The 21,160-nt window shown below is 49.8% G+C and carries 20 protein-coding genes; 15 read left to right on the top strand and 5 right to left on the bottom strand.

Annotated elements, in window-relative coordinates; translation table 11 throughout:
- The first annotated feature begins 426 nt into the window (after positions 1 to 426).
- From rpmH to yidC, 4 genes are read left to right on the top strand one after another with little or no spacing between them, the layout of a single operon-like run.
- Positions 427 to 561 (top strand): 50S ribosomal protein L34, encoded by a 135-nt coding sequence (gene rpmH, locus NQD60_RS09120; protein ID WP_223692840.1) that lies wholly within the window; start codon positions 427 to 429, stop codon positions 559 to 561.
- A 34-nt stretch (positions 562 to 595) separates the two neighbouring features.
- Positions 596 to 991 carry a ribonuclease P protein component gene (locus NQD60_RS09115; protein WP_257100559.1) on the top strand — a complete coding sequence of 132 codons (396 nt, stop codon included), beginning with the start codon at positions 596 to 598 and terminating at the stop codon, positions 989 to 991.
- Positions 992 to 1,005: 14 nt separating this feature from the next.
- The gene (gene yidD / locus NQD60_RS09110) at positions 1,006 to 1,281 is read left to right on the top strand and encodes a membrane protein insertion efficiency factor YidD (protein ID WP_257101312.1); all 276 of its coding nucleotides are present in this window, start codon (positions 1,006 to 1,008) and stop codon (positions 1,279 to 1,281) included.
- Positions 1,271 to 2,899, top strand: a complete 1,629-nt coding sequence (gene yidC / locus NQD60_RS09105; RefSeq protein WP_257100558.1) for a membrane protein insertase YidC — start codon at positions 1,271 to 1,273, stop codon at positions 2,897 to 2,899. Before yidD ends, yidC begins: the two co-directional genes overlap by 11 nt.
- 92 nt (positions 2,900 to 2,991) lie before the next feature.
- Here the strand turns inward: yidC and NQD60_RS09100 are convergent, their stop codons facing one another.
- Positions 2,992 to 3,411, bottom strand: coding sequence for a transcriptional regulator (locus tag NQD60_RS09100; protein ID WP_223692834.1), 420 nt, complete (start codon positions 3,409 to 3,411; stop codon positions 2,992 to 2,994).
- A 291-nt stretch (positions 3,412 to 3,702) separates the two neighbouring features.
- On the bottom strand, positions 3,703 to 4,119 hold the full coding sequence (locus tag NQD60_RS09095; protein WP_257101311.1) for a transcriptional regulator: 417 nt from the start codon (positions 4,117 to 4,119) through the stop codon (positions 3,703 to 3,705).
- 229 nt (positions 4,120 to 4,348) lie between these two features.
- On the opposite strand from NQD60_RS09095, the gene NQD60_RS09090 reads away from it, so the two are divergent.
- Together NQD60_RS09090 and NQD60_RS09085 are read left to right on the top strand one after the other, a co-directional pair.
- Positions 4,349 to 5,713, top strand: coding sequence for a 2-hydroxycarboxylate transporter family protein (locus NQD60_RS09090; protein ID WP_257100557.1), 1,365 nt, complete (start codon positions 4,349 to 4,351; stop codon positions 5,711 to 5,713).
- Positions 5,714 to 5,821: 108 nt separating this feature from the next.
- Complete coding sequence (locus tag NQD60_RS09085; protein ID WP_257100556.1) at positions 5,822 to 6,670, top strand: CoA ester lyase; 849 nt, start codon at positions 5,822 to 5,824, stop codon at positions 6,668 to 6,670.
- 224 nt (positions 6,671 to 6,894) lie between these two features.
- On the opposite strand, the gene NQD60_RS09080 is transcribed toward NQD60_RS09085, so the two are convergent.
- Genes NQD60_RS09080 through dprA form a run of 3 tightly spaced genes read right to left on the bottom strand, consistent with a single transcriptional unit; the run spans position 6,895 to position 11,165 of the window.
- A complete protein-coding gene (locus tag NQD60_RS09080; protein WP_257100555.1) occupies positions 6,895 to 9,462 on the bottom strand; it encodes a DNA topoisomerase III in 2,568 nt (855 codons plus the stop codon).
- 36 nt (positions 9,463 to 9,498) lie between these two features.
- The gene (locus tag NQD60_RS09075; RefSeq protein WP_223692827.1) at positions 9,499 to 9,894 is read right to left on the bottom strand and encodes a thioredoxin family protein; all 396 of its coding nucleotides are present in this window, start codon (positions 9,892 to 9,894) and stop codon (positions 9,499 to 9,501) included.
- Between the two features lie 35 nt (positions 9,895 to 9,929).
- Positions 9,930 to 11,165 (bottom strand): DNA-processing protein DprA, encoded by a 1,236-nt coding sequence (gene dprA / locus NQD60_RS09070; RefSeq protein ID WP_257100554.1) that lies wholly within the window; start codon positions 11,163 to 11,165, stop codon positions 9,930 to 9,932.
- A gap of 191 nt (positions 11,166 to 11,356) precedes the next feature.
- Between dprA and def the strand changes: the two genes are divergently transcribed.
- From def to NQD60_RS09025, 9 genes are all read left to right on the top strand, one after another.
- A complete protein-coding gene (def, locus tag NQD60_RS09065; RefSeq protein ID WP_257100553.1) occupies positions 11,357 to 11,860 on the top strand; it encodes a peptide deformylase in 504 nt (167 codons plus the stop codon).
- A 41-nt stretch (positions 11,861 to 11,901) separates the two neighbouring features.
- Entirely contained in the window at positions 11,902 to 13,683 is a 1,782-nt protein-coding gene (locus tag NQD60_RS09060) for a glycosyltransferase family 39 protein (RefSeq protein WP_257100552.1), read from the top strand.
- 123 nt (positions 13,684 to 13,806) lie between these two features.
- Positions 13,807 to 14,667 (top strand): zinc metalloprotease HtpX, encoded by an 861-nt coding sequence (gene htpX / locus NQD60_RS09055; protein ID WP_257100551.1) that lies wholly within the window; start codon positions 13,807 to 13,809, stop codon positions 14,665 to 14,667.
- A gap of 58 nt (positions 14,668 to 14,725) precedes the next feature.
- Entirely contained in the window at positions 14,726 to 15,697 is a 972-nt protein-coding gene (gene fmt / locus NQD60_RS09050; RefSeq protein WP_257100550.1) for a methionyl-tRNA formyltransferase, read from the top strand.
- 108 nt (positions 15,698 to 15,805) lie between these two features.
- On the top strand, positions 15,806 to 17,116 hold the full coding sequence (gene rsmB / locus NQD60_RS09045; RefSeq protein ID WP_257100549.1) for a 16S rRNA (cytosine(967)-C(5))-methyltransferase RsmB: 1,311 nt from the start codon (positions 15,806 to 15,808) through the stop codon (positions 17,114 to 17,116).
- A 29-nt stretch (positions 17,117 to 17,145) separates the two neighbouring features.
- Positions 17,146 to 17,697, top strand: coding sequence for a DUF4390 domain-containing protein (locus NQD60_RS09040; RefSeq protein WP_257101310.1), 552 nt, complete (start codon positions 17,146 to 17,148; stop codon positions 17,695 to 17,697).
- Entirely contained in the window at positions 17,687 to 20,086 is a 2,400-nt protein-coding gene (locus NQD60_RS09035; protein WP_257100548.1) for a PAS domain-containing sensor histidine kinase, read from the top strand. The genes NQD60_RS09040 and NQD60_RS09035 overlap by 11 nt, the downstream gene beginning before the upstream one ends.
- Entirely contained in the window at positions 20,087 to 20,797 is a 711-nt protein-coding gene (locus tag NQD60_RS09030; RefSeq protein ID WP_223692810.1) for a response regulator, read from the top strand. It abuts the gene before it with no gap.
- The gene (locus NQD60_RS09025; RefSeq protein ID WP_257100547.1) at positions 20,797 to 21,111 is read left to right on the top strand and encodes a ferredoxin; all 315 of its coding nucleotides are present in this window, start codon (positions 20,797 to 20,799) and stop codon (positions 21,109 to 21,111) included. The genes NQD60_RS09030 and NQD60_RS09025 overlap by 1 nt, the downstream gene beginning before the upstream one ends.
- The last annotated feature ends 49 nt before the right edge of the window (positions 21,112 to 21,160 follow it).

Here is a 21,160-nt window from a genome sequence, read left to right as displayed (position 1 = left end):
ATTCAATCGAGGCGCAGGCTAAATAGGGTCGTCGCGGCACAATATAGCGAAAAAGACGTATAACAGCGCGTAACAAAAACAACAAAAAAGAGCCGAGACAAGCGGCTTGGCGTGTGGAGGCAACCCCATTTAAATAAATATGGAATGCCAAAGGAAGTGAGATTTTACCGCCAAAAACCGTCGGGCGGGTCACTTATCCACAGGACTAGGCTGCACTTGGTGGCGGGCTCGTGATGCGTCATGCGCGGGCTAAGCTATTGACTATCAATAGAAAAAACGATTAAATAGAGGGTTCGCGCAAAAATTTGGCGAAAAATTCTGGTGGATTAAGTCGATGCTCCTTGAAGCAACTAACGGCTTGTCCAAATAAGCAAGAAAATTACCAACACTTCGTCTTAACGGACGGAGCTTGTGAGAGCATTAATCATGAAACGTACTTATCAGCCTTCTGTTACACGTCGTAAAAGGACTCACGGTTTTCGCGTCCGTATGAAAACTGTAGGCGGGCGTAAAGTCCTTAACGCACGCCGTGCAAAAGGCCGCAAGCGTCTAGCAGTTTAACGCGTGAGCGTTTAATACGCCTTCCGTTATTTCATTGCAGGCCGCCGACACTGGCTTTCCAAAAGCCGCCAAGCTTTTAAAGCCAGATGAATTTTCATTGGTTTTTCGCGTGCGTCCTTGGGGGCGCAGCGTGCATTTTGTATTGTATGGACGGCACACGGGCGAAGCAGCACGGCTTGGCTTGGTGATTGGGCGCAAGTATGCGCCGCGTGCGGTCAGTCGCAATGTAATTAGACGCGTTGCCCGCGAAATATTCCGCCTCAAGCGTTCTGAGTTTTGCGGTTGGGATATTTTGCTTAGATTGCGTACTAAGGTGGACCGAAAAACGTGGCCAAGCGCTTCATCCACGGCTTTTAAGGCCGTTTGCAATAACGAGCTTGAAGCGTTATTAATCGATGCTATGCGCCACCATATTAAGCGCTCGCCATGATGTTTGCGCCTTCTATGCAAAGAGTGCTGCTGGCGTTGCTACGCGGCTATAAATTTGTGCTTAGCCCGTACCTTGGCAATCGTTGCCGTTTTATGCCGTCTTGCTCAGAGTATGCCCGTGAGGCCATCCAGTATTATGGTGCGGCGCGCGGCAGTTATCTTGCCTGCAAAAGAGTGTGTCGCTGCCATCCGTTTGCCGCCGGCGGTGTAGATCCGCTGCCCCTGCTTAATCTTTCAGGCGCTGATGCCGCCACCCCGTATCAAGATGAGACAAAATCAAATGGATATTAAACGCAACATTTTGTGGATTGTTTTAGTGATTTCGCTGGTGATGCTGTTTGATAACTGGCAGCGTTACAATGGACGCCCCGCGAGGTTTTTCCCTGACCCGGTGCCTGCCCATACAGTGGATAAGCTGACTTCTTCTAATGCACCGCCTACGGCTTCCTCATCGCTTAGCGCCGCAAATGTGCCGGCTGCCCAAGGGGTAGCAAATAGCCAAAAGATCCATATTAAAACGGATGTGTATGAAGCGGACATCAGTACACAGGGCGGCACGCTATCTAAATTATCGCTGACTCAGCAAACAGATAGTCAACAAGCTAACCAGTACGTTGCGCTTTTTGATGAGACGCCCACTCATGTTTATTTAGCTCGTACGGGCCTGATTGGCGGCGATTTTCCCAACCATAATGATCTCTTTAGCGTCCAATCTGGTCCTCGTGAATTAGCGGGTAATGCAAATACGCTTGAGGTACAATTTGAATCTCCCGTGAAAAATGGTGTCAAGCTTGTAAAGCGTTACACTTTTACACGTGGCAGTTACGTGATCGATGTCCAGCACGACATCATCAACGCCAGTTCAGCGCCGGTGCAGCCAGCACTCTATATGGAGTTGGTGCGTGATAGCACGCCTGTTGAAACCCCACGCTTCTCGCATACCTATATCGGGCCGGTGGTGTATACCTCGCAGCAAAATTTCCAAAAAGTCGGCTTTAGCGATATTGATAAAAATAAAGCGGACTATGCCAGACAAGCTGATAATGGCTGGATCGCCATGGTGCAGCATCATTTTGCATCGGCATGGCTGTTGCAGCAAGGCGTGACGCGAGATATTTATGTCAATAAACTGGATTCGTCACTGTATCGCGTAGGGGCGAAACAAGCTGTGCAAACCCTGCTGCCGGGACAAGCGGTCCAAGTGCAGGCACGTCTTTTTGCGGGCCCTGAAGAAGAGCGCATGCTTGAAACGATTGCACCGGGTCTTGAGTTGGTGAAAGATTATGGTTGGGTGACGATTATTGCCAAGCCATTGTTCTGGCTGCTCGACAAAATACATAGCTGGTTGGGCAATTGGGGCTGGTCAATTGTTGCCTTAACCTTACTGATTAAGGCCGTATTCTTTCCATTGTCGGCCGCCAGCTATCGCTCAATGGCCCGCATGAAAGAGATTACGCCACGTATGCAGGCGTTACGAGAGCGTTATAAAGGCGATCCGCAGAAGATGAATGCTGCGTTAATGGAGCTTTATAAAACAGAGAAAATAAATCCATTGGGTGGGTGTTTGCCAGTAGTCATCCAAATTCCCGTGTTTATTTCGCTGTATTGGGTATTGCTGTCGTCAGTAGAAATGCGTGGTGCGCCCTGGATCGGCTGGATTCATGACTTGTCACAGCAAGATCCTTATTTCATCTTGCCAATTCTGATGGCGCTTTCCATGTTTGTGCAAACGCGTTTAAACCCAACGCCGCCGGATCCGCTTCAGGCCAAGATGATGATGTTTATGCCGCTTGCATTTTCGGTTATGTTCTTCTTCTTTCCCGCCGGCTTAGTTCTCTATTATGTAGTGAATAATCTGCTGTCTATACTGCAGCAATGGTATATCACGAGACGGATTGTACGTAATTAGTTAGAAAACGATTGAGCCCCAACTTAGGGGCTCTTCTGACCACAAAAAAATGCCCTTCAGTCTGAAGGGCATTTTTTTGCTAAGAGGGGGGATTATTCGGGTACTTTCCCGTAGAACTGCGTAATGAGCTCTTCCACCAAATATCTCTGATGCTCTGGCAGAGCTTCAATCTTCTTGGCAAGCGTAACGGTTTCCGGTGAAGGCGGATACTTAGCTTGTTTAAGCTTGACCTCTTTAGCTTTTAGCAGTGCTGGATCAGGTGGCGGTCCGTAATGCAGCCAATGCTCTCCAACACCAAGCCATTCGGCGAGGGTTTTGATTTTATCCGCGGTTGGAATTGCGCGGCCAGTTAACCATTTATGCGTAGTCTGCACCGAAACGCCGGCACCGTCACGATGTTGTAGGTTAAAAAGGCGCGCTAGGTCTGTTGCGCCCTTAACGGGTTTGGGGCCGCGCTTTAATGCAAGCCGCAAACGCTCTGAGAAGGCTGATCTTTCTTGATTAGATGGCATGGGGGAATTCTGCCGTATCATATTTCCCCATGGTTCAACCCTTAATGCTATATATACCCAGATTAGTTTAGAGTTTTGCTTTATTGAGCTATTTTTTTAGAATTAGTCCCTTATTGAGCTAAAAACATATGATCCAGCGCATCCTATTGAGTTAATTTGCTTGTAGGAGGGATTTCTAAAAGGCTGTCCTGAATGCATGCAAAGCCTTCCGAAAGACCGTCGGCAGAGGCAAACCAGGTTTGCCTGTGTGCGGTGCAGTTTTGAGGAAGTATGACTGCGCCGCTCACCAGGTCAGTCTGGCCCTTGTCCATAAAACTGAGTGATCAGTTCCTCTACCAAATATTTTTGATGTTCGGGCAATGCCTCAATCTTTTTCGCCAGCTCAATTGTTTCAGGAGAGGCTGGATACTTAGCTTGCTGGAATTTGTTCTCTTTGGTTTTTGATAGGCCCGGATCGGGAGGTGGTCCATAATGTAGCCAATGCTCACTCACACCGAGCCATTCAGCTAGTGTCTTGATCTTTTCCGTAGTTGGAATTGCGCGGCCGCTTAACCATTTATGCGTAGTCTGCACCGAAACACCGGTACCGTCATGTTGCAAATTGAACAGGCGGGCTAAATCTGTTGCCCCTTTAACAGGTTTATGGCCTCGCTTTAACGCAAGCCGCAAACGTTCTGAGAAGGCATTTCTTTCTTGGTCGGATGGCATAAAGCGATTCTGCCGCATCATATTTCCTCCGGGCTAAACTTTTTGCGCGATATTTAACTAAAATAGTTTACATTATCTCTCAATTGGGTTATTTTTCTTCTACGCGGCATGAAAAAGAGTGGCTACAACGCTACCTGGCCACAAGTAAAGGTTCCTTTGAAAGCACAAACCGAAGAGGCTGACGTCTACGCAATATTTTTTGCAGCCTCAAAAGTAGGGAGACTGACCAATGAGCAAGCATCAATATACGCCCGATAGAAAATCAGCATTTAAGCGCTGTATTGACTATTTTTCTATTAAAACCCTGAAAACACTGTCACATAAATCAATCGGCATTATTCCGTTGCCGGTTTATCTAATTCTAGTGGCATGTTTAGCGACGATGGTGTGGAACCATCAGTTGATGGGTAACAATATTTGCACAATGATTGCCTTATTGGCGGTGTGTGGTTATACCTGCTCTACGATTGGCCAATCAATTCCATTTTTCCGTCGTATTGGGGGCTCGGTCATTATTGTGACTTTTGTCCCCGCTTATCTGGTTGCTCACCAGTTGCTGCCAGCGGATTTTGTCGATCCTATTCACGCATTTTGGGAAAACAACCATCCGATTTATCTATTTATTGTTGCCGTCATTGTCGGTAGCGTGCTTAGCATGGATCGCCAGATATTGATCAAAGGATTTATAAAGATTTTCGTGCCGTTACTGATGGGCTCAATTGTGGCCGCAATCACGGGCACTTTAGTTGGCTTGGCGGTTGGTTTCGATTTATTTCATATTATTTTCTTTATTGTTGTACCCATCATGGCCGGAGGGCTTGGCGAAGGTGCGATTCCACTATCGATTGGCTATGCAAAAATACTCGGCCAGCCACAGGGCGATTTATTGGCCCAAATTCTACCGGCAATTATATTTGCCAACCTTTTCGTGATCGTGACGGCGGCCGCACTGAATCTTTTGGGGCGCCATTACCCTCGCTTTTCGGGTGATGGGCAGTTGTTAAGAGTGGATAAAGAAAAAGGCGGTGCCGTCAAAGCAGAAGGTCCGCATGAGGACGTCAGGCCTTTGCTGACTGATGTAGCCGCGACCGGAATGATCGCAATTTCTTTTTATTTGATTGGGGTGCTCACACATCAATTGTTTGGCTGGCCTGCTCCGATCGCCATGCTTTTGATTGCGGTCTTAGTTAAGCTGCTGAATCTAGTTTCGCCGGCTATGCATGAAGGTGCGATCGGTTTATATCACTTTTTTGTGAAGGTCACGATTTATCCTTTGCTATTTGCTGCTGGGATGACAATTATTCCATGGGAAAAGCTCGCCGCCGCATTCAACTTGCCGTTTATCGTGACGGTTTTCTCAACCGTCATTTCATTGATGGCGACGGGATTTTTAGTTGGCCGCAAAGTCGGTTTATTCCCAATTGAAGCCGCCATTGTCACTGGCTGCCATAGCGGCATGGGGGGCAGTGGCGATATCGCTATTTTATCTGCTGCTCATCGCCTATCTTTAATGCCATTCGCGCAAATTTCTACGCGTATTGGGGGCGTTATTGTGGTCATCATCGCTTTGTTAGCGATTGGCTGCTTAAGTTAACCCGGCATCAAACTCATCTGATTTCATCCCATCTGCCTAGTACGCAGTCACCCCATTGTGACTGCTTTACGAATCAGCTTATTTTCAACTTAACTTAGGAGTGCTGCTATGACTTCCAACACCTACTGCAGATCTGTATTATTTACACCAGCACTGCGACCCGAGCGAATTGCTAAGGCGGCTCAAAGTGGCGCGGACGTTTGTGTGATTGATTTAGAAGATCCCGTTGCACCTAATCTGAAGGAAGACGCAAGGGGAAAGCTTGCTCAATGCTTGGCCACTCCGCACTCTAAGCAAGTCAAATTTGCGGTCAGAGTCAATTCGTTGCGTACCCAGGATGGGCTTAAAGATTTGCTTGAAATCTTCCGGCAAACCATATTACCTGATTATATTCTCTTGCCAAAGGTGGAGAGTGCACAGGAAATCATTATCACTGAAAAAATCTTGGGCTATAAAGAGCATGATATTCAATTTCTGGTTGCGGTTGAAACGCCTGGAGGGGTCGCTAATGCTAAAGAAATCGCTACGGCTTCTTTAAGGCTGAAAGGGCTTATTTTTGGCGCAGCTGACTACGCAAGTAGCACGGGCGGCGCGATTACCTGGGAAAGCCTTTATTTTGCCCGGACACAGGTTTTGAATGCCGCTAAGATATCCGGTATCGAGATCATCGATACGCCTTATTTTGATGCTCATGATTTCGATGGCTTGATTGCCGACTCACTCCGAGTTAAAGCGCTTGGCTATACCGGGAAATCCGCCATTCATCCATTACAAATTCGACATATTAATGAAGTGTTTCAACCGGATGAGGCGGCGCTTGATAGGGCAAGAAGGATCGTTGCCACCGCTCAGGAAAATGAGGGCAATGCTTATTTATTAGACGGTACTTTGATTGGTACGCCATTGATTAAAGCAGCTCAGAAGTTACTGGATAAATATGGTCAGACTAGCAGATAGGTACGTATAGAGTACTGTGTGCTGTATAGGCTCTCGGCGCAAGCCGGGAGTTCCTACACCTCAACCAAGTATGCCGCTCATTACATAAAGTGATGGAATAAGGCACGTCGGACGACCGCCGCACTCGATTGTGAATTAGTCTGCGCTATTGCGCCACGCATTTCTAACCACACAAGCTGTGGCGCCTACGAAAATGTAAGATATCACTTAAGCATAAGATAATCTCAGCTAACTTTTTCTCCTTTCTTTTTGGCCGTTTTCTTGGTGGCCGGAGCAGCTTTTTTGGTGATAGTAGCGGTTTTCTTGGCAGCCGTAGCCGTTTTTTTGGCTGCAGGTTCTTTCTTTTCAAACTCAAACCCAATCTTGCCGTCATTTTGCTTAACAAGGTAAGCTTTAAACAGACGGCCCGTACGAGTCGACTTAAAATTGGTCAGCAAATCTGTACGGCCAGCGTCCAGTAGCTTTTCCATCTGCTCGCGTGAAATTTCTTGCTGCAGAATGATTTGGCCTGAGCGAAAAGTGCAGCTCTTTGGATGGGCGACAGATTTTTCACATACATAGCTTAAGCCGTGCTCAAAAACTGGGCTGTTACATTTTGGACAGGGGCCAACGGGTGTCTGAGAGGAAAAGTCAGGCGCTTCACCACCCTCTTCGTTTTGATCTTGACCAAAATCAAATTCGAGTTTGTAGTTGTTTATTTCTTTATCTTCTACCAGCTTTAAAATCGCTGCAAAAGGCCGCCCCATTTTGCTGCGAAAACCGGAAAGCGGTCCAATTGATTTGTTGCTAAGCAAGCTTTCAACTTCTTCGATTTCAAATTGCCGGCTGCCTGGAATTTTGGTGATTGAAAACTCGCAGTGAGTGCACGCAAAACGCCGGTAATTTTCTTTTACTTGGTTGCCGCAATGTGGGCAGGGTGTGGACAGCGTGGCATAGTCGCCCGGGATGGTATCTGAGTCGTATTCTTTGGCACGCTTGACGATCAATTGTGTCATTTGTGCGATCTCGCGCATGAACGTGTCGCGCGTGAGCTGGCCATGTTCCATCTGCGTTAGCTTAGACTCCCATTCTCCGGTCAGCTCAGCTGCGGTGAGTTCTTTTACATTAAGCCCACGCAGTAGGGTCATTAATTGAAATGCCTTAGCGGTCGGAAGCAGCTCGCGTCCCTCGCGAATCAAATATTTTTCTGTCAGTAAACCTTCGATAATCGCTGCGCGCGTGGCTGGTGTTCCTAAGCCCTTGGTTTCCATTGCAGCGCGTAGCTCATCATCTTCAACTAATTTACCTGCGCCTTCCATGGCCGATAGTAAGGTGGCTTCGTTATAACGCGCAGGCGGTTTAGTGGTGAGCAAATGCACTGCAATTTTATCGGTTTTAACGGTTTCGCCCTTGGCTACGGGTACTAAATTGGCACTTTCATCCTGTGCCTCGTGTCCATATACTTGCCGCCAACCCGGTGTAACCAATACTTTACCTTCCGTTTTGAAGTGATGGCCAATGACTTCAGTGATGCGTGTGGTCAGTTGATACTCAGCTGCCGGAAAAAATATTGCTAAAAAGCGCTTAACCACCAGGTCATATAATTTTTGCTCTGCTTCCGATAAATTTTTAGGCGCTTGTAGGGTTGGAATGATCGCAAAGTGATCGCTGATCTTGGCATTATTGAAAATGCGACGATTCGGTTTGACCCAATTTTTATCAAGAATCTGTTTAGCAAAAGGTAGGTAGTTATTGCTTTCTTTTAATATTCCGAGTGTGCTTTTGACGGTGTCGAGATAATCCTCGGGCAAGGCACGCGAATCCGTACGCGGATAAGTTAAAACTTTATGCCTTTCGTATAGGGCTTGTGCTAACCCCAAAGTATTTTTTGCCGAGAAACCAAAGCGTCCATTTGCTTCACGTTGCAAACTAGTGAGATCAAATAATAATGGAGAGAGTTGAGTTGAGGCTTTGGTTTCTTCACTAACCATGCCGGGTTTACCTCGGCACGCCGCTACGATAGAATCAGCTGCGGCTTCGCTCCACAGACGCGAGTCGCGTTGCTCTGGGTCAAATTCATTTTTCTTAAATTTGGGATCGAACCAACGGCCGTCATAAAAGCCGGCCGCGCTCACAAATTCAGCTTTAACTTCCCAGTAGTCACGTGGCACAAAACGGCGAATTTTTTCTTCACGCTCAACCACAACAGATAAGGTGGGAGTTTGCACGCGTCCAACGGTTGTTAGGAAAAACCCTCCGCCTTTACTATTAAAGGCGGTCATGGCGCGAGTGCCATTGATGCCTACTAGCCAATCAGCTTCTGAACGGCAACGTGCAGCATCGGCCAGCGGCTGCATCTCACTATCGCTGCGTAAGCGTGCAAAACCGTCTTGAATGGCCTGTGGCGTCATGGATTGTAGCCATAGCCGCTGCACCGTTTGCTTGGCCTTGGCATGTTGTGCGATGTAACGGAAAATCAGTTCGCCCTCACGCCCCGCATCGCACGCATTAATCAGCGTATTGATATCTTTGCGTTTAATCAGTTTGCTCAGAAGCTTGAGGCGTGTTGCGCTTTTGGCGATTGGCAGCAGATCGAAACGTGGCGGAATCACCGGCAAATGCGCAAAACTCCATTTGCCGCGCTTGACTTCGTATTCTTCGGGAGCAGCAATTTCTAGCAGGTGACCAACAGCTGACGATAGCACGTACTGCTCGCTTTCGAAGCATTCGTCATGTTTGGTAAAGCCACCTAAGGCGCGCGCGATATCGGCTGCAACGGAAGGCTTTTCGGCAATGATTAGAGCTTTAGGCATGAAAAAAATATAGAGTGGATCTCGCAAACGGCTGTTTTATAGCACAGTTTTCGGCAAATACGCGGTAAGTAGTGGATGTAGCTTAGGGGCGACAACCGCCTTGTTGACTGACGGTAAGCTGGCTAATAACCGCTCAACTACGGCCGCATAAGGGAGTACTGTACCGAAAAAGTAGGTATTGTGCGCGTCTTCGATCAAAAGGGTTGGAAAATCTTCAACTTCGATTTCATCAAGTTGATCGGCGTGTGTCTCGATATCGATCCAGACAAAGCAGATAGATTGATGTATATCGGCCAGTGAGTTAAAAAGTGTTTGATAAGCTCGGCAAGCATCGCACCATTGAGCGCAAAGACAGGCAACCAGCAGAATATCTGGCTTGGTCAGCCGGGTGGCAATGGCGTGAGCATCTGTATCGAGGTTAAACGCGGGCATGGGCGTATTTCTCCTAGCTTTGAGGCGGGACAGTTCTATGGGCTGACAGCGTCGTGCTTGATGCGTTCTACACGGCCGCCAGGCAAGGCAGCAATCCAACCGTCCAGTTCTAGCTGCAATAGGGCTGCTTGCAGTATCGCACTGTTTAATTGGGTGCGCGTGGCCAGCGAGTCAAGTGGGGTTGGGTCATAATCCAGCGCGGCAAGCACGCAGCGCGCGTGGCTATCGAGCGTATCTATCATAGCGTGCGCAGTTGGGGCATGATGGACTTGCTGCGGCTGGCGGGTCTTTGGCGTGGGTTTAGCTAACTCAGAGTTTTGTTCTGGCTGGGCTGAATTTGTGTGATTTTCTGAGTTGACAATGGATCCGGGTAAACCTTTGTAGGGTATCTCATCAAGTATATCTTGCACGCATTCGACGAGCTTAGCGCCTTCTTTGATGAGCTGGTGACAGCCCTTAGCAAGCGGCGAATGAATTGAACCTGGTATGGCGAACACTTCACGCCCCATTTCACCCGCTAAGCGAGCGGTAATCAAAGAGCCAGATTGCGTGGCCGCCTCAGCCACGAGTACGCCTTGAGTTAAGCCAGCAATCAACCGGTTGCGTTGCGGAAAATGCTGAGCGCGAGCCGTGGTGCCGAGCGGCCACTCAGAGACAATCGCCCCATGCGCAGCGATTTCATGTGCTAGCGCGTAATGGCGTGCTGGATACACTAGATCGGCGCCAGTACCCATGACGGCAATTGTGCTGCTAGGGCTAGCCAGTGCGCCACGATGCGCGGCGCCATCGATACCTAGCGCTAGCCCAGATACAATCGTTAAGCCTGCATGAGCGAGTGCGTGTGCAAATTGCTGGGTATTGGCCAGTCCTTGAGCCGTGCCATTCCGGCTGCCGACAATCGCCAGTGCGGGCGCATGCAGTAACTCGAGCCGTCCTTTTACGTAGAGTAGGACAGGGGGATCAGTGATCTCTAATAGCGTGCGTGGATAGGCTGGATCAGCTAGGGTGACAAAATGATTGCCGGCGATGGCAGCCCATTTGAGCACGCGTGCAACGCGTTCAGCCAGACCATCAGGGTCGGCGCGTTTGATTGCCCCAGCAAGTTTGGCGCCAACGACTTGCGCTAATGCTGCCGGCGATTGCTCGAAAATAGCGTGCGGTAATCCATAAATGCTGAGTAAATGGCGCACCGCAACTGGACCCACGCCACGCGTACTGACAAGGCGTAGCCATGCAGCGATTTCATCGTCAGTGAGGGTGAGGGTTTGCATTTCAGATATACGGTCCGAGGCGCTAGCCTAGGTCAATAAGCCATGTTTTAAGTTAATATTACGTCATTCGTTAAGTAATTTGCGGTGCTTAAGGTATGCTTCCCAGAGGTAAGTATGCAGTTTTTCTAGATTGTGCATGGACTCTGGGGTTATCGCAAGTTGGCCGTTTGGCTATTTCAAATTGATTTATCATGGCTTTATTAAATATATTAAATTATCCTGATTCCCGGCTTTATAAGAAAGCGAAACCGGTTGCAGTCGTCGATGAACGTATCCGTCAGCTTGTGCGGGATCTGGCTGAAACGATGTATGCTGCGCCGGGCATTGGCCTGGCTGCCACTCAAGTGGATGTGCATGAGCGCGTGGTTGTGATTGATGTTTCTGATACCCGAGACCAACTGCAAGTATTGATTAATCCCGAGTTGCTTTGGTCAAGCGAAGATAAAAAGGTCTTCGAGGAGGGCTGTTTATCCGTACCCGGCATCTATGACAAAGTAGAGCGGCCAGACCGCGTAAAAATGCGAGCACTCAATGAGCGCGGAGAAAGTTTTGAACTGAATGCAGAGGGCCTGCTGGCGGTCTGTATTCAACACGAGATGGATCATTTACTGGGTAAAATATTCGTTGAATATTTATCGCCACTTAAACAAACGCGCATCAAAACAAAAATGAAAAAGCTCATGAAAGCAATGTAGTGTGCAATTGGATATGGTTCTAACATTTTTCCCCAAACTCAATGTCAAGCAAGCAAGTACCTAAAACGAAAAATTTAGCGCCTCTTTCAGCCAGCGATTCGCAGCTTCAGTTTCAGTCGATTTACTGGCTTTCTCTATGGCTGGTTATTGCTTATATGCTTACGGGCGTATTTGGGCGCGATCCATGGAAAGCGGATGAACCTTATTCATTTGGCATGGCCTTAAATTTTCTGCAGGGGTTACCCTGGAGCGTGGATTGGATCGTGCCTTATGTGGGCGCCGATCCTTTCGTTGAAAAGCCGCCATTAATGTATTGGACCGCGGCCCTATTTGCCTACTTAACCTCGGCTTTTTTGCCGTTGCAAGAAGGCGCGCAGTTGGCGGTTATCGCCTGGATGGCGATGACGCTTATTACGTTATCGATAATGGCTCGCTGGCTGTATGGCAGCCGCTATCGTTTACCGGCTTGTATGCTCTTACTTGGAACGCTAGGCGTTGTCGTACATGTGCACAAGTTGATTGCAGACGTGCCGCAATTGGCTGGGACGGTATTGGCGCTAGCTGGGTTGGTGCATTTTGTGATTGCACAGCAAGCGCCCTCTTGGAAGGCTGGGCTGATGTTAGGTACTGGCGCAGGCATCGCATTTATGAGTAAAGGCGTGTTGGTGCCTGGTGTGTTGGCATTGACTTATTTAGTCTCGGTGATTGCGCTACCCGTGTTTCGCACGCGCCGTGCGGCTGTATTGTTATTGTGGGCGGCTTTGGCGGCGTTGCCCTGGCTGATCGTTTGGCCCTATCTATTCTGGCGTACTGCAGAACCTTTATTTATTGAGTGGTTTTGGGATAATAATTTTGGCCGGTTTTTCGGCTTTTCTGAAATTCCAGGATCGCGCTCCAATTATTTGCAAGACATTGGTTTGGCCATTGCCTTAGCCTTTCCTGCTGGCTGGTTAGCCGTCGCAGAAATGTTCAAGCGCTGGCGCGTGTACTCGGCGACAGGAGACGCGCAAAAAGCACTGGTCGTTGGTGGTGTTAGGAGTGAAGTTAAATTAGCCCGTGCGGTTCTCTGGATTTATGCAATAACTTTTTATACGGTCTTGTTGCTGATGTCTGCCTCGCTGCGCGAGGTGTATCTTTTGCCGGTATACCCTGCACTGGCGTTACTGGGGGCTAGCATCACCCTGCCTACACGTCTAGATCGTATTTGGCGTGCTGTCGCCGTAATTTTCTTTTCTGCCTGTGGGATTTGGATTTGGCTCTGTTGGGGAGCGTTGTTGGCTGGCCGCGGTCAGTTAATCCCAGCTTTATTCGCGCGTTGGTTGCCGCTGGACTATGTTCTGCCGTTCAATCTAGGCTGGCTATTGGCGGGTCTCAGTTTAAGTGGACTATGGGTCTGTGCAATTGTTTGGCGTGTGCGCCTTGGTGCAATTGCCACTAGCTTTGCTGGCATAACGCTAGTTTGGGGGCTGCTGCATACGGTGTTGCTGCCCTGGTTTAATGAGGCCCGTAGCTATCGGAGTGCGTTTAAGGCATTACAGATGGCATTGCCTAAGCAGTATGATTGTCTGGCGGTGTTTAATGTCGGCGAATCGGAGCGGGCTATGCTGCATTATTTTATTGGCGTTAAGCCGCTACAAACCGCAACTTTGAGGGCAACGCCTTGCCAGGCGGCACTTATAGTGGATAAAGCAGACCATCGCTTGGCCGGTTTCTCGCCCGCCGAGTGGCAAGAAATCTGGCGTGGTGGTCGGCTGGGTGATGACAATGAACGCTTTCGCGCCTATTTGCGGCGCGAATTAAGCGTTGATAAGAATCAAAGGTAGAAAATGGCGGTGATCTTGCAAAGCGCTCATTGGGGACCCATATCTTGTGCTGTGAAAGAAGGTGATGATTTGAGTACTGCACGCAACGCGCGTATTGTGGCATTTGCATAAGAGGATATCGTTATGTTCAATTGGATCAAAACAACCCTATTAATGGCCGCTATCACGGGCCTATTTATTGCTGTTGGCGCGATGATTGGTGGCCAGCAAGGGATGGTGATTGCGTTCTCATTTGCGCTCATCATGAACTTTTTTTCCTATTGGTTCTCTGACAAAATGGTCCTGCGCATGTACCACGCGCAGGAAGTCGATGAACTCAGTGCGCCACAGTTCTACCGAATGGTGCGTGAACTGGCAATACGCGCTGAGCTGCCGATGCCACGTGTCTATTTGATTGATGAAGCTGCGCCGAATGCTTTTGCGACTGGGCGTAATCCGCAACATGCAGCGGTCGCCGCGACTACAGGGCTGTTGCGAATTTTATCTGAGCGCGAAATCCGCGGCGTGATGGCACATGAGCTAGCCCATGTGAAGCATCGCGATATCTTATTATCAACGCTTTCTGCCACGATGGCGGGGGCGATTTCGGCCTTGGCCAATTTCGCCATGTTCTTTGGCGGGCGTGATGAGCATGGCCGTCCGACCAATCCGTTAGCCAGCATTGCTGTGGCTATTTTTGCGCCTTTGGCTGCAGCGCTGATTCAAATGGCTATTTCTCGCGCGCGTGAATTTGAAGCCGACCGGGGCGGCGCCCTTATTTCGGGTGAGCCGCAAGCATTGGCCTTAGCGCTTGAAAAAATTCATCACTATGCAAAGGGCGTGCCCTTTGCGGCAGCTGAATCTCATCCGGCGACAGCGCAGATGATGATTATGAACCCTCTCTCAGGCGCTTCGCTTGCGCGCCTTTTTTCGACTCACCCCGAGGTTGAAGAGCGGGTGGCGCGTTTAATGGAAATGGCGCGCGTCGGGCATTATCCAATTTAAGCGGTATTCGTAGCGATCAGCGCTTATCATCGTGTGAACCTCTAAAGGCGCTGTTTTCATGTCTCAGAATTTAAAAGTGATTTTTGCCGGTACGCCGGCATTTGCTGCGACGATCCTCGCGGCTATTCATGCGGCAGGTTTTGCGGTACCGCTTGTACTGACGCAGCCTGATCGGCCAGCGGGCCGTGGCATGAAGCTCACGGCCAGCCCGGTTAAGCAGTTTGCCCTTGAACAAGGCTTGGCCGTTATCCAACCGGCATCACTACGCACGGATGGTAAATTTCCGCTTGAAGCGGCGGCTGCATTGGATCGTTTGCATTCAATCCCGCATGAGGTCATGGTGGTTGCGGCATATGGCTTGCTGCTGCCGCAAACAGTGCTCGATATTGCTCGGCACGGTTGTCTCAATGTTCATGCTTCTTTGCTCCCGCGCTGGCGTGGGGCGGCGCCAATCCAACGCGCACTTGCCGCGGGTGACACGCAAACCGGCATTACACTAATGCAAATGGATGCGGGGCTTGATACGGGGCCTATGTTAAGCCGTGCGCAAATACCCATTTCACCCGCAGATACGGCAGCAACCTTGCATGACAAATTGGCGTCATTAGGTGCGCAACTTATCGTTGAAGAGTTACGCCTACTGGCCGAGCAAGGTAAGTTACTCGCAACACCGCAACCTGTTGAGGGCGTAACTTATGCGCAAAAGATCAGCAAACACGAGGCGAGGCTTAATTGGCAGCTGCCAGCTAAGAGGCTTGCTTGTCAGGTGCGTGCTTTTGACCCGTTCCCAGGCACGTTTGCCATGCTTGATGACGAACCACTTAAAATATGGGAAGCAGCGCCTGTTGCCGCACACAAAGTGGCTATGCCGGGAGAAATCATTGAAATTACAGCCAATGCGGTGACGATTGCGTGTGGCGCTGATGCGCTGCGTGTAACGCAGTGGCAAAAGCCAGGTGGGAAAAGGCTTCCGGTAGGTGAATTTCTAAAGGGTTTTACGTTGCGAGAAGGGCAGTGTTTTGTGGTTTGAGGGGGCATCACTGTAACTCATATCAAACGCCGCGACCCCTAATTTGAACCAATAACACACCTATTTACCCCCATTTAATACCCACAATACGGTCTATCCTTATTTTTTATGCAGCTTGCTCCAGATTCCCTTGCTTTTGCCCTCAATCATGCGGCCCGCGCGCTTGCTGCTGTGCGCGCTGGGACGGCATTGCCGGCAGCGTTTGCGGCGTTATTTGCAACGATTGAGGTGCCTGCGGCCCGCGGGGCAATTCAGGATATTGCCTACCGCACGTTACGCGCCTTAGGTCGGGCGGATGCATTGGTGGCTACGCTGGTGCGTAAGCCGCCTGCGGCGCCGGTGGCAAATCTGCTGACTTGTGCCTTGGCTTTGCTAAGCGATGAGCCTGAAGATGCCGTTTATGCGCCTTTCATTGTGGTGGATCAGGCCGTTCACGCAGTGAGCGCGCAACGCGACGCGCGTTCAATGAAGGGGCTGGTGAATGCGGTATTACGTAATTTTCTGCGCTCACGCGATACCCTACTTGCGCAAATCATGAGTAACCCGGTCGCCCGCTGGAATTATCCGCTCTGGTGGATTGATCAAGTGCGTGCCGCCTGGCCGGCTGCTTGGCAAAATATTTTGTTAACTGGCAATACGCATGCGCCCATGACTTTACGCGTCAATCAGCGCCGTTCGACAGTTGCGGCGTACCTTGAGGTCTTGCATGCGGCAAATATCCCAGCGGTAGCGGCCGGTCCCAGCGCGGTGCGACTATTGCGCGCATTACCCGTTGAGCGGGTGCCTGGCTTTATGCAAGGCGTGGTTTCGGTGCAAGATGCTAGCGCACAGCGGGCAGCTGCGCTCCTTGAGGTGCATAATGGTATGCGTGTACTCGATGCGTGCGCAGCTCCTGGCGGTAAGACGGGGCATTTGCTTGAATTAGCGGATATAGATTTAGTGGCACTTGAGGCGGATCATGCGCGTGCACAGCGTATTCATGAAAACCTGAATCGTTTGCGATTAACTGCAACGGTGTGCATCGGTGATGCAGGCACTCCCAATGAATGGTGGCATGGGCAATTATTTGATCGAGTGCTAATTGATGCCCCTTGTTCTGCCTCGGGCATTGTGCGTCGCCATCCGGACATCCGTTGGCTTAGGCGTTTAACTGATTTGACGGCGCTGGCCAACGAACAGCGCCGCATTTTAGCGGCACTCTGGCCATTGCTGAAAACCGGCGGTGAATTACTCTATGCTACCTGTTCTATTTTTCCGACAGAAGGCGAGCTCCAAGCGCAATGGTTTGAAAGTAAGCACCAAGATGCGGTACGATTAAGTGCTCCAGGCCAGCTTCTGCCATCAACTACCCTGCCGGGCAGCGACTCAAATACGGATGACCATGACGGATTTTTTTATGCACGTTTTCGTAAACAGTGATTGATTTACGCCTTTTTCTATGCAAGCGGATAGTTGTTATCTGGCTTATCTGGCCTGGCCTTACAGTCGCTTTCGCACAAGCGAATACGATCTATGTGCAGCGTGCCTCGCTGGAGGCCGATAGCGCCGGCTGGGCGCTTGATGCACGTTTTGATTTTGTTTTAAGCCGCAGCCTTGAAGATGCGATCAACCGGGGAATACCGCTTTATTTCACCACTGGTTTTGAATTAACGCGGGCGCGCTGGTATTGGTTTGACGAACAAGCTGTGAGTACTTCACAAAGTATACGGCTTTCCTACCAACCCCTCACCCGCCAATATCGACTCTCAAGCGGTGGTTTGCAACTCGGTTTCCCAACGCTTTCGGATGCCCTTAAAGTCATTAAACATGTCAGTGTATGGCATACCATCGACCGTGCGGCAGTCACGCCGGGATATGTTTACACAGCAGCGGTGCGCATGCAGCTCGATACTGCCCTTATGCCTAAGCCATTTCAAATTGATGCAGTGAACAATCGTGACTGGAAACTTTCTTCCGATTGGAAGCGCTTTGTTTTTGTGGTGAATCAACATGCCAAATAAGACGGCTTTCACGCGTTTTATTGTTCGCTCGTTGCTCACAACGATCGCCGCTCTAGCATTATTGCTGCTTGTATTGCTGGCGCTAGCCAGCGCCAATACGGAATTTTTTGATCGTTATTATTCGTGGTTATATGCGGCCAACGTTGCGATTGCGTTAATTTTCATGTTGATTGTTGGCGGCTTAATATGGATTATTATCGCTCGTTTACGCCAGGGTAAATTTGGTACCCGGCTGTTAGCAAAATTAGCCGTATTTTTTGCCTTGGTTGGGGTCCTGCCGGGTGGCATTATCTATTTGGTCTCGCTGCAATTTGTTTCACGCAGTATTGAATCATGGTTTGACTTAAATGTTGAAAAAGCCCTGGCTTCTGGGCTTGACCTTGGTCGGGGCTTACTCGATAACTCACTAGCGGATCTGCAAAATAGTGGCCGCTTGATCGCGAACCAACTCGCCACCGCCGATGAAGCGAATTTGACGCTGACCTTATTGCGCTTGCGTGAGCAATTTGGGGTGCACGAAGCAACTGTCGTATCTTCGGCCGGCCGTGTGGTGGCGCAAGCTTCCCCCAGCTTTACGGCCCTGGTACCAGATGATCTGCCCACCCCTATGATGTTGCGCCAAGCGCGCACCACCGGTTATGCTGGGCTCGAGGGCGAGCTTGAAGCGGAACATACGAGTAAGCCTATTGAGAGCGAGAAAGGGGCCTTACGTTTGCGCGTAGTGGTGCGCATACCCGCGGGTTACAAAACTTTAGCACGTCAAGACGAGCGCTTTTTGCAATTAACCCGCTCAGTGCAACCGCAATTGGCGCGTCACGCGGCAGATATTCAACGCGCTTGGCGTGATTACCAAGAAAAAGCATTGGGCCGCACCGGCTTGCGTAAAATGTACATCGGTACTCTAACGTTGGCCCTCTTTTTGGCAACTTTTATTGCCATGATGCTCGCTCTGGGGTTGGGCAATCAACTGGCGCGCCCCCTTTTCTTGTTGGCTCAAGGCACGCGTGAAGTAGCGCGAGGCGATTATACGCAAAAGCATGAAATCAACACGAATGACGAGCTTGGTTTTTTGATGCAGTCATTTAATGTGATGACCCGACAGCTATCGGAAGCGCGCGTAGCCGTTGAGCGGAATCGGATTGCCCTGGAAAATTCCAAAGCATATCTTGAAAGTGTCTTGGCGAATTTAACGGCGGGGGTCTTCGTATTTGATCGAAAATTTCGGCTCACGATTGCTAATGTTGGGGCTGAGCGGATTTTCCATCAACCGTTTCAGGGGCACTTAAATTGTCTGCTTGAAGACATTACTGTGTTGGCCGGTTTTGCTTCGATGGTACGCAAGGCTTTTGCGGTACGAGATGTTGCCCTGGCGACAGCTGAGAGTGGGGACACGGGGCATTGGCAGCAACAATTTGAAGTGCATGTCCAAGGCGAAGGGGACCCTCTCACCTTGCTTGTGCGGGGGACGCGTTTGTTGTTGCCGGCAATTGAGGCGGGTGAAGCCATGCATCCTAAAAATACTGTGATAGCGGGTTATGTGGTTGTCTTTGATGATATTTCAGATATTATTTCTGCGCAGCGTTCGGTTGCTTGGGGTGAGGTTGCGCGCCGCTTGGCGCATGAGATCAAAAACCCGCTAACGCCGATTCAACTCTCGGCCGAGCGGCTGCAAATGAAGTTAGCCGACAAGCTTGCGCCCGCTGACGCAGAGGTCTTGCGGCGAGGCTCTGTGACGATTGTTAACCAGGTTGCTGCGATGAAGCAGATGGTTGATGATTTTCGAGAATATGCGCGCATGCCGCCGACGGTTTTGCATGATCTGCAATTAAATGATTTGATCACCGAGGTCCTGGCACTGTATGGCGTTGGCGAAGATAAAAGCCCGATCCAAGTCGATTTGGCTGCGCTGCCGATGATTCGTGGCGATCCAACCCAATTGCGCCAAGTGATTCATAATTTGCTGCAAAATGCGCAAGATGCCGTGGCTGAAGTCTCTTCGCCAAGTGTGCTGATTGAGGCAAAAGCAGTAGAATACGAGCATCCAGATATGCCTGGTAAGAGCGGCTTAGCGGTGAGGTTAACCGTAACGGATAATGGCCCCGGCTTTTCGGCACGGATTCTCACGCGCGCTTTTGAACCTTACGTGACGAGCAAGGCCAAAGGTACAGGCTTAGGTCTTGCCACGGTTAAAAAAATTATTGATGAGCATGCTGCTAGCATTGATATTCGTAACCGTCCGCCGGTGGATGGGACGAGTACAGGAGTCAGCGGTGCGCAAGTTTCGATTCTTTTTCTTCAATTGGCAGATAGCGAGTTAGGGCTGCATACAGGGAAGTTAATTTCAAGCAAAATCGAGCAGATAGCGAGACAGCGGACAAAGGTAGTGTAAATGACAACCATTTTAGTGGTAGATGATGAAATGGGTATCCGAGAGCTTCTCTCGGAAATTCTGAACGATGAAGGTCATGTGGTGGATGTAGCTGAGAATGCGCAAGAGGCGCGTGCTTATTGCATGCGTCAAGTGCCGGACTTGGTTTTGCTGGATATTTGGATGCCAGATACCGATGGTATTACATTGTTAAAAGAATGGGCGGCACAGGGCCGCCTAACGATGCCGGTGATCATGATGTCTGGGCATGCAACAATTGATACAGCGGTTGAGGCCACTCGAATTGGCGCGCTTGATTTTCTTGAAAAGCCGATCGCTTTGCAAAAGTTATTACAGGCAGTGAGGCAGGGGCTGATGCGAGGCACGGAGATGAATGCGCAAGCGAATGCCCAACTCACCCTAAGGCCAATCGTCCAGCCCGAGTCAGAGTTAATGGCCTCGTCGTCAATGGGGACAGTAGCGTTGTCAATGGCCAGCCATTGCGCGGCAGACCCTACCATCGCGTCATCAAGCGAGTGCGTGACCATTTCTCTTAAACTGCCACTGCGCGACGCGCGCGATGCCTTTGAGCGTGCCTATTTTGAATACCACCTAAGGCAAGCCAATGGCAGCATGACGCGGATTGCCGAGCGGGCTGGACTTGAACGGACCCATCTTTACCGGAAACTGAAACAATTGGGCATAGAGTTATGTAAAAATCGAGCTGAATAATGAAACATTTTTATCAACACCATGTTTTTTTCTGCCTAAATCAGCGCGCTAACGATACCCGCGCTTCTTGCGCAAATTGCGATGCGCAGCGGATGCAGGAATACGCAAAAAAAAGAGTGCGCGACCTAGGCTTAAGTGGGCCGGCGCAGATTCGCATTAATAAAGCGGGTTGCCTTGATCGCTGCGAACAAGGTCCGGTGATGGTTGTGTATCCGCAAGGCATTTGGTATACCTATGTGGATGAAGCTGATATCGATGAAATTATTGATTCGCATCTGGTCGGCGGCAAGATCGTTGAACGTTTGTTGATTTAGCCCGGGAATTCTCTGGGAGCTTACAAAAGAGAGCGGGATAGTTTTAAGT

Source organism: Mycoavidus sp. SF9855 (genome assembly GCF_024582735.1).
Classification (GTDB): Bacteria; Pseudomonadota; Gammaproteobacteria; order Burkholderiales; family Burkholderiaceae; genus Mycoavidus.
This window is presented reverse-complemented; position numbering and strand designations above follow the sequence as displayed.

What these genes read in the sequence shown, in the direction of transcription:
- rpmH (WP_223692840.1), top strand. Translation starts at nt 427, where the DNA reads ATGAAACGTACTTATCAGCCTTCTGTTACACGTCGTAAAAGGACTCAC.
- yidD (WP_257101312.1), top strand. Translation starts at nt 1,006, where the DNA reads ATGCAAAGAGTGCTGCTGGCGTTGCTACGCGGCTATAAATTTGTGCTT.
- yidC (WP_257100558.1), top strand. Translation starts at nt 1,271, where the DNA reads ATGGATATTAAACGCAACATTTTGTGGATTGTTTTAGTGATTTCGCTG.
- NQD60_RS09100 (WP_223692834.1), bottom strand. Translation starts at nt 3,411, where the DNA reads ATGCCATCTAATCAAGAAAGATCAGCCTTCTCAGAGCGTTTGCGGCTT.
- NQD60_RS09095 (WP_257101311.1), bottom strand. Translation starts at nt 4,119, where the DNA reads ATGCCATCCGACCAAGAAAGAAATGCCTTCTCAGAACGTTTGCGGCTT.
- NQD60_RS09090 (WP_257100557.1), top strand. Translation starts at nt 4,349, where the DNA reads ATGAGCAAGCATCAATATACGCCCGATAGAAAATCAGCATTTAAGCGC.
- NQD60_RS09085 (WP_257100556.1), top strand. Translation starts at nt 5,822, where the DNA reads ATGACTTCCAACACCTACTGCAGATCTGTATTATTTACACCAGCACTG.
- NQD60_RS09080 (WP_257100555.1), bottom strand. Translation starts at nt 9,462, where the DNA reads ATGCCTAAAGCTCTAATCATTGCCGAAAAGCCTTCCGTTGCAGCCGAT.
- NQD60_RS09075 (WP_223692827.1), bottom strand. Translation starts at nt 9,894, where the DNA reads ATGCCCGCGTTTAACCTCGATACAGATGCTCACGCCATTGCCACCCGG.
- dprA (WP_257100554.1), bottom strand. Translation starts at nt 11,165, where the DNA reads ATGCAAACCCTCACCCTCACTGACGATGAAATCGCTGCATGGCTACGC.
- def (WP_257100553.1), top strand. Translation starts at nt 11,357, where the DNA reads ATGGCTTTATTAAATATATTAAATTATCCTGATTCCCGGCTTTATAAG.
- NQD60_RS09060 (WP_257100552.1), top strand. Translation starts at nt 11,902, where the DNA reads ATGTCAAGCAAGCAAGTACCTAAAACGAAAAATTTAGCGCCTCTTTCA.
- htpX (WP_257100551.1), top strand. Translation starts at nt 13,807, where the DNA reads ATGTTCAATTGGATCAAAACAACCCTATTAATGGCCGCTATCACGGGC.
- fmt (WP_257100550.1), top strand. Translation starts at nt 14,726, where the DNA reads ATGTCTCAGAATTTAAAAGTGATTTTTGCCGGTACGCCGGCATTTGCT.
- rsmB (WP_257100549.1), top strand. Translation starts at nt 15,806, where the DNA reads ATGCAGCTTGCTCCAGATTCCCTTGCTTTTGCCCTCAATCATGCGGCC.
- NQD60_RS09035 (WP_257100548.1), top strand. Translation starts at nt 17,687, where the DNA reads ATGCCAAATAAGACGGCTTTCACGCGTTTTATTGTTCGCTCGTTGCTC.
- NQD60_RS09030 (WP_223692810.1), top strand. Translation starts at nt 20,087, where the DNA reads ATGACAACCATTTTAGTGGTAGATGATGAAATGGGTATCCGAGAGCTT.
- NQD60_RS09025 (WP_257100547.1), top strand. Translation starts at nt 20,797, where the DNA reads ATGAAACATTTTTATCAACACCATGTTTTTTTCTGCCTAAATCAGCGC.